This window comes from Mycobacterium sp. 1165178.9, assembly GCF_001673555.1.
Lineage (GTDB): Bacteria > Actinomycetota > Actinomycetes > Mycobacteriales > Mycobacteriaceae > Mycobacterium.
In genome coordinates this window covers 1-11,141 of sequence record NZ_LZMB01000318.1, presented here as the reverse complement: position 1 = coordinate 11,141, position 11,141 = coordinate 1, and the positions used below count along the sequence as shown (strand labels likewise).

Genomic DNA, 11,141 nt, shown 5'->3' with positions numbered 1-11,141 from the left:
CAGTGGTCGAGTTGCTGCTTGGCCGAGCGGCTCTGGCGGGCGCCCTCGGCCGCCGCGCTGTCCATCAGGTCGGACGCAACCCGCGTGACACGATCGAGGGCCTCGGCCATGACTTCCTCCAATGCAACACTTCGTTACAAGCTGTAGCATAATGCTACACCGGCGCGTCCGACCTGATGGACAGCGCGGCGGCCGAGGGCGCCCGCCAGAGCCGCTCGGCCAAGCAGCAACTCGACCACTGGGCTCGGGTCGGGCGCGCGGTGTCCAGCCAGCACACGGCATCGCGGCGTCGAGTCGAAGCCGCACTCGCGGGCCAGTTGGCAACCAGCGAACTCACGGTCGAGGAGGGCGTGGTGTTCAACGCCGAGATCTCGGCGGCCATCGAAGAAAGCCTGGCGCGCGCCAACTACGGGGCGACGCTTGCCGGGCAAGGGGTGACCACCGTCGCCCTCAACGACGACGGCGAGATCGTCGAGCACCGCCCCGACGGCGCCGCGGTGGTGCTCGCGGCCGGGCGCTGACCCGGCGTTCGCCTGCGGTTCGGCGGCCCGATGGATCGACTTGATCTGGTGGTCGGGCCCAACGGCGCCGGTAAGTCCACGTTCATCGCGTTCACCCTGGCACCGCTGTTGCCGGGAAGCCTCGTGGTCAACGCCGACGAGATCGCGAGGCAACGCTGGCCGGAAGATCCGACATCGCACGCCTACGACGCCGCGCGCATCGCCGCCGACACCCGCGCAAAGCTGATCGAACTGGGCCGATCCTTCATCGCCGAGACGGTGTTCTCCCATCCCTCGAAACTGGATCTCATCCACGCGGCGCGCGGTGCGGACTTCACCGTCGTGCTGCACGTGCTGCTCATCCCGGCAGACCTTGCGGTCGAACGCGTCCGGCACCGTGTAACAGCGGGCGGACACGACGTACCAGAAGCCAAGATTCGGCAGCGCCATCAACGGCTGTGGATACCGGTCGCCGAGGCGATTGCCCTGTCCGACCTTGCGACCGTCTACGACAACAGCCGGCTTCGCGGCCCGCGCATCGTCGCGCGGCTCAGTGGCGGCCTGACGGTAGGCGCGCCCGAGTGGCCCACCTGGGCGCCGGAGAACTTGCGGGCGCGCTGGCCCGGCTAGCTCGAACCGGACTGCGGCCTCCGCGACTACCAGGACAGCTTGCGGCGGCCGGTGTCGACCTGACTGCCGACTCGCTCGCGCGCGGTGTCGGCCAGGTCGCTACCGCGCTGACGGGCGGTTTCGGCGAACTCCTCGCCGCGCGACCGCGCCGTGCTGGCCAACTTCTCACTACGCTTGCGGGCTTTCTTGGCCAGCTTCTCGCTGCGTTTGCGGGCTTTCTTGGCCAACGGCGCGGCCCGGTCGGCGGCATCATCGGCAAGCTCTTCGCTGCGCTTACGCGCCCTTTCGGCCAGATAGGCGGCCCGATCGGCGGCCTCGTCGGCCCATTGCTCCCCGCGCTTGCGGGCCTTCTTCGCCAGCGGCCTACCGCGGTCGGCAGCGGTGCTCGCCAGCTCCCGGCCCCGTTCCAGCGCGGCCTCGGCGTAGGGCGCGCCGCGTTCGGCTGCGGTGCTGGCGAGTTCACGGCCGCGTTCGAGCGCGGCTTCGGCGTAGGGCGCGCCGCGTTCGGCTGCGGTGCTGGCGAGTTCGCGACCGCGTTCGGCGCCGACCTGCAAGCCGTGTGCGATCCGATCACCCAGCTCGGACGCATCGAAGGCCGAGTCGTCGGAACCGGGCCACGCGGACGACACCCGCTCGGAGAGCCGTTCGGCCGCGCGCCGGCCACGCCACCCGAGCGAGGGCTTACCGGCGGTGTCGGCGGAGGCGATCAACAGTCCGCCCAGCAGGCTGAGGTCGGTGAGGAATTGCTGGCGTTTCTGGGCTTTGGCCACCGGGTCGCTTTCGTTCCAGAACGAATGCGTCCCGAGGTTGGCCGGCAACACCGTCACCGCGAGCGCCGCCGACGCGACGCGAGGGAGTTTGCCGGTGGCAAGCAGCAGGCCGCCACCGATTTGCACGGCCGCGGTGATCTGCGCGACCGTCTCGGGATCGCTGGGAATGCTGCTACTCACCGAATCCGGCAACGCCTGAAGGCCGTCCACTGCCGGCGCGGCGGCCTCGGCCGCCGATTTGGGATTGAGCAGCGAATTGACTCCTTGCCCGATGAAAGCCACTGACAACAGGGGTCGCGCGATTCTCCTGAGCACCATGGCCGGTGTATTACCCGGCTGTCTGTCGAGCAAACCGCAACGTCAATATCCCCAGCTAGACCGGCATCGACATCGAGGTGCACACCGATAGGGTGGAGCGCGTGCGAGCGTTGATCATCGTCGACGTACAAAACGATTTCTGCGAGGGCGGCTCGGTGCCGACGGCACGCGGCGCTGCTGTGGCGCCCGCGATCAACACCTATCTGTCCGGTGACCCGGGCTACCACTACGTCGTGGCGACCCAGGACTTCCACATCGACCCGGGCGATCATTTCTCCGACCGGCCGGACTATTCATCCACCTGGCCCGTGCACTGCGTCGCCGGAAGCGCGGGCGCGAACCTTCGCCCGGACCTCGACATCCGGCACATCGATGCCGTCTTCCGCAAGGGTGCTCACGCCGCGGCCTACAGCGGTTTCGAGGGCGTCGACGAGAACGGGACGACGCTACTTGGATGGTTGCGGCGACGGGGGGTCGACGAGGTCGACGTCGTCGGCATCGCCACCGACTTCTGCGTGCGCCGGACCGCCGAGGACGCGGCGGCGGCGGGCCTGGCCACCAGGGTGCTGGTGGACCTGACCGCGGCCGCCGCCGCCGACTCGGCCGCCGAAGCCCTGGCGGAAATGCGCTCCGCCGGCATCGAGTTGGTCGGGGGACCGTAGTGGCGGTGCCGCTGGATCGGGAACGTCTGCTCGCCGCCCTGGAGCGTTCGCCGCAGGCGGCCGCCGCGCACGATCGCGCCGGGTGGGTGGGACTGTTCACTGGTGACGGCCGCATCGAGGACCCCGTGGGCTCGCGACCGCATGTGGGGCATGAGCAGATCGAGCGCTTCTATGACACCTTCATCGGTCCGCGTGACATCAAGTTCCATCGCGATCTCGACATAGTCGTCGGCACCACGGTGCTGCGTGACCTCGAACTCGAGGTGACGATGGGTTCGGCCGTGACGATGTACATTCCCGCCTTCCTGCGCTATGACCTCCGAGAAGCCAACGGCGAGTGGAAGATTGGCCACTTGCGGGCCTACTGGGAGCTTCCCTCCATGATGTTGCAGTTCCTGCGCACCGGTTCGGGTGCCCTGCGGCCCGCGTTGGACCTGTCAAAGGGGCTGTTGAGCAATCAGGGCTGGCGTGGCACTGCGGGTTTCATGGCCGGCTTCCGGCGGGTGGGAGCGCGCCACCAGCGACTGCTGACGACGTTCCTCGACGCCGTCGCACGGAAGGACAGCTTCTCCGCGGCGCGAGTGCTGTCGTCGGATGCCGCAATAACATTGGGCGATCGTGATCCGCTCGAACTGGCCGAGCTGATGGAGCAACTGGACGGGGTCGGCGCAACCAAGATGAACAGCGCGGGCCCCACCGTCGCGGTCTCACTCAACTCGAGTCACGGACGCGCCATCGTGTTCGCCGACGTGGCTTGGCGCGGCAACGCCATCAACCTGATCAGGTATTTTCCAGCCTGATCCGCCGAATTCAGGCATGCCTCACGACCACCATCAGCGCCAGCGATGCCGCGGACAGGCACAGGTACGCGCCGGGAAACGCGATGTTGTACAGGACGTGCGCCCTCAGGTGGGTCGTCACCGCGCCGACGAAAAACGCAACCAGGCCAGCGGCGGCCGCGATGCCCAACTGCCACGGGCCCAGCAGGCCGACGACGATCCCGGCGGCTCCGGCCAGCTTCGCCGCGCCAAGCGCCGGTAACCAGGAGCGCGGCACCCCGACCTCGGCAGAGTTCGCCAGAACGAATCGGGCCGGAACGAAGTCGGCGATGGCGACCGCGGCGGTGATAACGGCGGTGATCAGCGTGATCACGACAAGTGCGGTGTTCATCCGGAATCAATCCCTTGTCGCGCAGCAAATTCCGCAGCGGCGAGTCGGGTACGCGCGCCGCGCGCCGCGGCGCACAATCGGTAAGGTCATGGTGCTTGTCTCCTTTGCCATAGGAAGTCCGTTGGACGGGGTCATCTTCTTGACGACTTTCGTGCGGAAAAGGTGACCCATGAGCGCAACAAAGGATTTGGCGGGTCTGGCGGCGCGTTTCGACGCCGACCGACGACATCTGAGGTCGGTCGCGTTCCAGCTGCTGGGCTCGGTGGCAGACGCTGACGACGCGGTGCAGTCGGCGTGGCTGAAGGCCAGTCGTGCCGACTTCGACGCTGTGGAGAATCTTACGGGCTGGTTCACGACGATCACCGCGCGCGAGGCGTTCGACCAGCTTCGGGCGCGCAGGCGTCGCGCCGAACAACCCCTCGCCGGGCCCGACGAACTAGACCGGCTGGCCCAGACGGCGTCGGCGCCGGCCGACGAGGACGCGCTGCTGACGGAGTCGGTGAGCAGCGCGCTGCTCGTCGTGCTCGACCGCCTGTCCCCGCCGCAGCGCGTCGCCTTTGTGCTGCACGACGTTTTCGCGATGCCGTTCGACCAGATCGCCGCAGTGATGCATCGGTCACCGGACGCAGCCAAGAAGCTGGCAAGCAGGGCGCGCGACCGTGTGCACGCGCAGCCGGCCGCCCCTGCGCGCCGCACGGCCCAGCACCTGAAGGTGGTGGAGGCGTTCCTGACGGCCTCCCGCGGCGGTGATATCGCCGGCCTGCTGGAACTGCTGGCTCCCGAGGTGGTGCGCACGGTCGATCCGGCCCTCGTCCCGGCCAACGTGCCAACTACGTTGCGCGGCGCCCCCGAGGTCGCCACCGAGACTCGTCGGTTCGCTCGGCGGGCGCGCGCTGGTGCTGTCATGCTCATCGACGGGGCACCGGGCATCGTGCTCGCGGCCCGCGGGCACGCTGAGGTCCTGCTGGTGATCGGCATCGGCGCCGACGGTCGCATCCACACGATCGACATCACCAACGATGCCGAGCGGATCCGTCGGACCGCGCTGACGTTGCCCCGGTGGCCGATCCAGAAACATCACGATCTGATCGGGTACCAAGGACGTCAGACACAAGTGACCGGGAAGCCGGCCACGGGGCAAGACTGGGAGAGTCATGCTCGATAGGCCGTTCGGACGGCGCGACCTGCTGCGGGGCGCGGGCGCGCTTTCCGCCGCCGCGCTGGCACCGTGGCCGGCCGGGTGCGCCCCCGAAGACGACGCCCTCACCTTCTTCTTCGCGGCCAATCCGGACGAGCGCGACGCAAGGATGCGGATCGTCGACGAGTTCGCGCGCCGTCATCCCGATATCAAGGTTCGGCCGGTGCAGTCCGGTCCGGGCGTCATGCAACAGCTTTCGACGTTTTGCGTCGGCGGCAAATGCCCCGACGTGCTCATGACGTGGGAACTGACCTACGCCGAACTCGCCGACCGCGGTGTGCTGCTGGACATGAACACGCTGTTGGCACGGGACAAGGCGTTCGCCGACCAGCTCAAGGCGGATAGTATTCCGGCGCTGTACGAAACCTTCACGTTCAACGAAAAGCAGTACGCGCTGCCCGAACAGTGGTCGGGCAACTACATGTTCTACAACAAGCGGCTATTCGCCGAGGCCGGGGTGCCGGCGCCGCCCAAGACATGGGAACAGCCATGGGATTTCACCGAATTCCTGGACACGGCGCGAGCTCTGACCAAGCGTGACGCATCCGGTCGGGCCGGGCAGTACGGCTTCGTCAACACCTGGGGTTCCTACTATTCGGCCGGCCTGTTCGCGATGAACAACGGCGTCGCATGGTCCAACCCGCGGCTCAATCCGACCCACTTCAACTTCGATAAGGCGGCGTTCCAGGAAGCGGTGCAGTTCTACGCCGATCTGGCCAACACATACCGGGTTGCGCCCAACGCATCAGAGACGCAGTCCATGTCGACACCCAATCTTTTCGCGGTTGGGCGGGCGGCGATTGCGCTCGGCGGGCATTGGCGCTACCAGACCTACATCCGCGCCGAGGATCTTGATTTCGATGTCGCTCCGTTGCCGGTCGGCCCGGCGCTGGGAAAGGGTCACGCGGCGTATTCCGATATCGGCGCTACCGGACTGGCCATCTCGGCGAGCAGCTCCCGCAAAGAGCAGGCATGGGAATTCGTGAAGTTCGCGACCGGTCCCGTCGGGCAAGCATTGATCGGTGAATCGCTTTTGTTCGTTCCCGTGCTGCGCTCAGCGTTGCGATCGGACGGCTTCGCTAAGGCTCATCGACGGCTCGGCAATCTCAGTGTGCTCACCGAAGGGCCGGCCTTTTCACAGGGCCTGCCGATCACGCCGGCGTGGGAGAAAGTCAATGCCTTGATGGACCGCAACTTTGGGCCCGTCCTGCGGGGCAACCGGGCGGCCACCTCGTTGAGCGGGTTGTCCCGCTCTGTGGACGAAGTGCTGCGCAGTCCATGAACTCGACGGGTGCACCTGGCGCGACCGCGCTGGCCGGCAGGGCGAGGAGGGCCCCGAAGGACCCGAGCCCGTGGCGGCGACACGGGTGGGCGGGCCGGTTGTTCGTGGCACCCAACATGGCGGCGGTCGCCGTGTTCATGCTCTTTCCACTGGGCTTTTCGCTGTACATGAGCTTGCAGGAATGGGATGTGTTCACCCCACCGAAATTCGTGGGCCTGAAGAACTTCGGGGAGCTGTTCACCTCCGACCCGCTCTTCGTGATCGCGATCCGCAACACGGTGATCTTCACCCTCGGAACGGTCGTGCCGACGGTCCTCATCAGCCTGGCCGTCGCAGGGGTGCTGAACCAGAAGGTCAGGGGCATCGGCGTCTTCCGAACGATCGTCTTTCTGCCGCTGGCTATTTCATCGGTCGTGATGGCGGTGGTGTGGCAGTTCGTTTTCAACACCGACAACGGGTTGCTCAACATCATGCTCGGCTGGGTCGGACTTGGTCCGGTCCCGTGGCTGGTCGATCCGCACTGGGCCATGGCCTCACTGTGCATTGTCAGCGTCTGGCGCAGCGTGCCCTTCGCGACCGTCGTCTTGCTGGCGGCGATGCAAGGTGTTCCGGGAACGGTCTACGAAGCGGCCAAGATCGACGGCGCCGGCGAGATAAGACAGTTCGTGTCCATCACGGTTCCGTTGATCCGAGGGTCGATATCGTTCGTGATCATCATCTCGGTCATCCACGCCTTCCAGGCGTTTGACATGGTCTATGTCCTCAACGGCCCCAGCGGTGGGCCGGAATCGGCGACCTACGTCCTGGGCATCATGCTGTTCCAGCACGCGTTCTCGTTCCTCGAATTCGGATACGCCTCCGCGCTGGCATGGGTGATGTTCGCCGTCCTGCTGGTACTGACAGTGGTGCAGTTGCGGGTCAGCCATCGACGATCTCTGGAGACTTCGCGTGGGCTTAAGTGAGGGCGTCATCAAGCACACTGTGGTGCGCGGCGGCGTGGTGTATGGCGCGTTGCTCGCCGTCGCCTGGTGCGCGCTGTTCCCGATCGCGTGGGCGGTGTCGGGCTCGCTGAAAACGGAAGGCGAAGTCAGCGAGCCCACGCTGCTGCCGTCCCACCCGCGGTGGTCCAATTACACCGAGGTGTTCGCGCTGATGCCGTTCGGGCGAATGTTTTTCAATACCGTGCTATACGCCGGCTGCGTCACCGCGGGGCATGTCTTCTTTTGCTCACTTGCCGGTTATGCCTTTGCGCGACTGGATTTCCGTGGCCGCGACACGCTGTTCGTCGTGTATCTCGGCACGTTGATGGTGCCCCTGACAGTCACCGTGATCCCGCAGTTTCTAGTGATGCGAACTCTGGGCTGGGTCGACACGCCGTGGGCCATGATCGTGCCGGGTTTCTTCGGCAGCGCGTTCGGCACGTACCTGATGCGGCAGTTCTTCCGCACCCTGCCCACCGATCTGGAGGAGGCGGCGATACTCGACGGTTGTTCACCGTGGCAGGTCTACTGGCGGATCCTGCTGCCGCACGCACGACCGGCGGTGATGGTGCTCGCCGTGCTCACCTGGGTCAACGTCTGGAACGATTTTCTGTGGCCGCTGCTGATGATTCAGCGCAACAGCCTGGCCACCCTGACGCTGGGCCTGGTCCGGATGAAGGGCGAATATGTTGCCCGGTGGCCGGTTCTGATGGCAACCTCGATGCTCATCATGCTGCCCCTGGTCATCATTTATGCGGTCGCGCAACGCTCGTTCGTCCGCGGAATCGCCGTCACCGGGCTGGGTGGTTAGCCATGGCCTCGGTGACATTCGAGCAAGCAACCCGGCGCTACCCGGGAGCGGACCGGCCGGCTCTGGACAACCTGGACCTCGTCGTCGGTGATGGCGAATTCGTCGTCCTGGTCGGACCGTCCGGGTGCGGCAAGACCACCTCGCTGCGGATGGTGGCCGGGCTGGAAGTCGTGGACTCTGGGCATATCCGGATCGGCGAGCGAGACGTCACCAACGTCGATCCCAAGGATCGTGACGTCGCGATGGTGTTTCAGAACTATGCGCTCTACCCGCACATGACGGTGGCCCAGAACATGGGGTTTGCCATGAAGATCGCCAAGACGCCGAAGGACCAGATTCGCGCGCGGGTCCTGGACGCGGCGAAATTGCTTGACCTGCAACCCTATCTCGATCGCAAGCCAAAGGACCTGTCCGGCGGGCAACGCCAGCGAGTGGCGATGGGCCGCGCGATCGTCCGCCGGCCCCACGTGTTCCTGATGGACGAACCACTGTCCAACCTCGACGCCAAACTCCGGGTGCAGACGCGCAACCAGATCGCCGCATTGCAACGGCGGTTGGGCACCACCACCGTCTACGTCACCCATGACCAGGTCGAGGCCATGACCATGGGCGACCGCGTCGCCGTCCTGCGCGACGGCGTGCTGCAGCAGTTCGCGCCACCCCGCGAGCTCTACCGGAACCCGAACAACGTCTTCGTGGCGGGTTTCATCGGATCGCCGGCGATGAACCTGTTCACCCTTCCCGTCGTGGAATCCACTGTGACATTGGGCGATTGGCCCATAACCCTGCCCCGGGAGACCGCCGGCACCGCGGGCGAAGTCGTGGTCGGGGTTCGTCCCGAACATTTCGAGTTAGGTGATCTCGGTGTCGAGATGGAGGTCGACGTGGTCGAGGAACTGGGGGCGGATGCCTACCTGTACGGGCGAATCACCGGGTCCGGCAAGGTAATCGATGCGCCCATCGTCGCGCGGGCCGATGGACGCAACCCACCACAGAAGGGCAGCAGGGTGCGGCTGCACCCGGAACCCGGGCACCTGCACTTCTTCGGTGTGGATGGCCACCGAATCTGTTGATCACGCTCGGCGTTGGCGGTGCCTACCCGCGGGAGCAACGAAGCGCATGGACGCGTCGCTGGACACGCGCGACGTCGTCGGGGGAGGGCAGCTGATTGATGACGCGGGTGATCTCCACGCCGATATCGATGGAACTTATCGGCCAGAGCCGACGCGCGATGAGATCCCTTGCGATCGCGTTGATGTCGTCGCCGCAAAGCCGTCGGCGCGTCAACGCCACAAGTGGCACATGCCCGGTGGCCGGCATGCCGGCGGGGTAACCGGCCCGCACGAAAGCCACAATGCTCGTCACCCAATGCGACAGGTCCATATGTCCACCTCGCTAACCGCCGCAAGTTGCGCGTGAGCGGCAGTGCTTGCTTAGCTAGCAACGTACCATCGTCAATGCCATCAGCTGAGTAACGCCACACAGTTAAAACACAAATTTTACGGCCGGTGGTAGCCGGCGCGTCGAAAGTGACTTCGGTGCCAATTCGCCGAACGTGGCGCGCCGTAACAGTGTTTGGCCGCAAGGCTTTCTAGTATTGCCGCGTGATGGATCGCTATGGAACCGATGTCCTCGCCGCGGGGCGACGCAAGCCCCGCTCGACCGAGCATCCGGCCGAACTGGGTCTGGTGGTCGAGGACGTGGAGACGGGATACGTCGGCGCGGTGGTGCGCGTCGAATACGGACGAGTGGACCTCGAGGACCGACGCGGTCACGTGCGTGGGTTCCCTTTGGGCCCTGGGTATTTGCTCGAGGGACGGCCCGTCATCCTCACCGCGCCGCGCCGGCCGGCACCGACCGCCGCGGGCAGGACCGCTTCCGGGTCGGTCGCCGTGTCGGGTGTCCGCGCCCGCGTCGCCCGGACCAGCCGCATCTACGTCGAAGGTCGCCACGACGCCGAGCTCATCGCGCAGGTGTGGGGTGAGGACTTACGAATCGAAGGCGTCGTCGTCGAGCACCTCGGTGGCGTCGACGACCTGGTGGAAATCGTCGCCGAGTTCGCCCCGGGGCCGGGGCGCCGGTTGGGGGTGCTGGTAGACCACCTGGTCGCGGGTTCCAAGGAGGCGCGGATTGCCGATGCGGTGCGGCGAGGGCCCGGCGGGACCGACACCCTGGTCGTGGGTCATCCCTACGTCGATATCTGGCAGGCCGTGAAACCGCAGCGGTTGGGCCTGGACGCCTGGCCCGAGGTGCCGCGGCAGGTGGAGTGGAAGCACGGCGTGTGCCAGGCGATCGGGCTGCCGCACAACGGTCAGGCGGACATCGCCAGAGCCTGGCGGCACATCCGTTCGCGGGTGCGCGACTGGAACGATCTGGAGCCGGCTCTGATCAGCAGGGTCGAAGAACTCATCGACTTCGTGACGGCGCCGGACTGCTGACCCGGCAGCCACCGGACCAGGGCTAATGCCCGCCGGTCAGTTCGGCTACGCTAGGCCGAACGTCCCGATCGGCGGGACAGAAATAGGGCGTATGCAGGGCGTATTCGGCGTTTTCATCGGCACATTCCTCATCGGTCTCCGTGAAGGCCTAGAGGCGTCGCTCATCGTGAGCATCGTCGGTGCCTTCCTCAAACGAAACGGCTCGACGGTCCGCCCGATGTTTGCCGGTGTCGCCGTGGCCGTGCTGCTCAGCGTCGGCGTGGGCGTCGGCCTCGACCTGTTCGCCGCGAGCCTGCCGCAGGCCCAGCAAGAGATGATGGAAACGGTCATCAACGCCATCGCGGTGGTGTTCGTGACGTCGATGATCCTCTGGATGAACGGC

At 66.2% G+C, this 11,141-nt stretch carries 13 protein-coding genes and 2 pseudogenes; 11 read left to right on the top strand and 4 right to left on the bottom strand.

Going from position 1 to position 11,141, the window contains the following annotated elements; genetic code table 11:
* A pseudogene (locus tag A5652_RS26775) lies at positions 1-110 on the bottom strand (hypothetical protein); the annotation flags it as partial.
* A gap of 66 nt (positions 111-176) precedes the next feature.
* Between A5652_RS26775 and A5652_RS13855 the strand changes: the two are divergent.
* On the top strand, positions 177-521 hold the full coding sequence (locus A5652_RS13855; RefSeq protein WP_067351985.1) for a hypothetical protein: 345 nt from the start codon (positions 177-179) through the stop codon (positions 519-521).
* Positions 522-551: 30 nt separating this feature from the next.
* A complete protein-coding gene (locus A5652_RS13850; protein WP_067351979.1) occupies positions 552-1,130 on the top strand; it encodes an AAA family ATPase in 579 nt (192 codons plus the stop codon).
* Positions 1,131-1,156: 26 nt separating this feature from the next.
* Here the strand turns inward: A5652_RS13850 and A5652_RS13845 are convergent, their stop codons facing one another.
* A complete protein-coding gene (locus A5652_RS13845; RefSeq protein ID WP_067351975.1) occupies positions 1,157-2,218 on the bottom strand; it encodes a DoxX family protein in 1,062 nt (353 codons plus the stop codon).
* A gap of 101 nt (positions 2,219-2,319) precedes the next feature.
* Between A5652_RS13845 and pncA the strand changes: the two genes are divergently transcribed.
* Together pncA and A5652_RS13835 are read left to right on the top strand one after the other, a co-directional pair.
* Complete coding sequence (gene pncA, locus A5652_RS13840) at positions 2,320-2,880, top strand: pyrazinamidase PncA (protein ID WP_156745327.1); 561 nt, start codon at positions 2,320-2,322, stop codon at positions 2,878-2,880.
* Entirely contained in the window at positions 2,880-3,680 is an 801-nt protein-coding gene (locus A5652_RS13835) for a ketosteroid isomerase family protein (RefSeq protein ID WP_067351967.1), read from the top strand. Before pncA ends, A5652_RS13835 begins: the two co-directional genes overlap by 1 nt.
* 10 nt (positions 3,681-3,690) lie before the next feature.
* Here the strand turns inward: A5652_RS13835 and A5652_RS13830 are convergent, their stop codons facing one another.
* The gene (locus A5652_RS13830) at positions 3,691-4,050 is read right to left on the bottom strand and encodes a DoxX family protein (protein WP_067351962.1); all 360 of its coding nucleotides are present in this window, start codon (positions 4,048-4,050) and stop codon (positions 3,691-3,693) included.
* 169 nt (positions 4,051-4,219) lie between these two features.
* On the opposite strand from A5652_RS13830, the gene A5652_RS13825 reads away from it, so the two are divergent.
* The 5 genes and pseudogenes from A5652_RS13825 to A5652_RS13805 all read left to right on the top strand — a co-directional run bounded on the left by A5652_RS13825 (position 4,220) and on the right by A5652_RS13805 (position 9,394).
* Positions 4,220-5,215 carry a sigma-70 family RNA polymerase sigma factor gene (locus A5652_RS13825; RefSeq protein ID WP_067351958.1) on the top strand — a complete coding sequence of 332 codons (996 nt, stop codon included), beginning with the start codon at positions 4,220-4,222 and terminating at the stop codon, positions 5,213-5,215.
* On the top strand, positions 5,205-6,530 hold the full coding sequence (locus A5652_RS13820) for a sugar ABC transporter substrate-binding protein (RefSeq protein ID WP_067351955.1): 1,326 nt from the start codon (positions 5,205-5,207) through the stop codon (positions 6,528-6,530). Before A5652_RS13825 ends, A5652_RS13820 begins: the two co-directional genes overlap by 11 nt.
* Positions 6,531-6,545: 15 nt before the next feature.
* Positions 6,546-7,492 (top strand): annotated as a pseudogene (locus A5652_RS13815) (carbohydrate ABC transporter permease).
* Between the two features lie 7 nt (positions 7,493-7,499).
* A complete protein-coding gene (locus tag A5652_RS13810; protein ID WP_369805793.1) occupies positions 7,500-8,321 on the top strand; it encodes a carbohydrate ABC transporter permease in 822 nt (273 codons plus the stop codon).
* A gap of 2 nt (positions 8,322-8,323) precedes the next feature.
* A complete protein-coding gene (locus A5652_RS13805) occupies positions 8,324-9,394 on the top strand; it encodes an ABC transporter ATP-binding protein (RefSeq protein WP_067351944.1) in 1,071 nt (356 codons plus the stop codon).
* A gap of 22 nt (positions 9,395-9,416) precedes the next feature.
* Here A5652_RS13805 and A5652_RS13800 read toward each other — a convergent pair whose 3' ends face one another.
* Complete coding sequence (locus A5652_RS13800) at positions 9,417-9,704, bottom strand: DUF3349 domain-containing protein (protein WP_067351942.1); 288 nt, start codon at positions 9,702-9,704, stop codon at positions 9,417-9,419.
* 221 nt (positions 9,705-9,925) lie between these two features.
* Between A5652_RS13800 and A5652_RS13795 the strand changes: the two genes are divergently transcribed.
* The gene (locus A5652_RS13795; protein WP_067351939.1) at positions 9,926-10,759 is read left to right on the top strand and encodes a DUF3097 domain-containing protein; all 834 of its coding nucleotides are present in this window, start codon (positions 9,926-9,928) and stop codon (positions 10,757-10,759) included.
* Positions 10,760-10,850: 91 nt separating this feature from the next.
* The coding region (locus A5652_RS13790) for an FTR1 family protein (RefSeq protein ID WP_197513954.1) at positions 10,851-11,141 on the top strand (291 nt) is incomplete at its 3' end.

Coding starts and splice junctions, on each gene's coding strand:
- A5652_RS13855 (WP_067351985.1), top strand. CDS start 177: ATGGACAGCGCGGCGGCCGAGGGCGCCCGCCAGAGCCGCTCGGCCAAG.
- A5652_RS13850 (WP_067351979.1), top strand. CDS start 552: ATGGATCGACTTGATCTGGTGGTCGGGCCCAACGGCGCCGGTAAGTCC.
- A5652_RS13845 (WP_067351975.1), bottom strand. CDS start 2,218: ATGGTGCTCAGGAGAATCGCGCGACCCCTGTTGTCAGTGGCTTTCATC.
- A5652_RS13830 (WP_067351962.1), bottom strand. CDS start 4,050: ATGAACACCGCACTTGTCGTGATCACGCTGATCACCGCCGTTATCACC.
- A5652_RS13825 (WP_067351958.1), top strand. CDS start 4,220: ATGAGCGCAACAAAGGATTTGGCGGGTCTGGCGGCGCGTTTCGACGCC.
- A5652_RS13820 (WP_067351955.1), top strand. CDS start 5,205: ATGCTCGATAGGCCGTTCGGACGGCGCGACCTGCTGCGGGGCGCGGGC.
- A5652_RS13805 (WP_067351944.1), top strand. CDS start 8,324: ATGGCCTCGGTGACATTCGAGCAAGCAACCCGGCGCTACCCGGGAGCG.
- A5652_RS13800 (WP_067351942.1), bottom strand. CDS start 9,704: ATGGACCTGTCGCATTGGGTGACGAGCATTGTGGCTTTCGTGCGGGCC.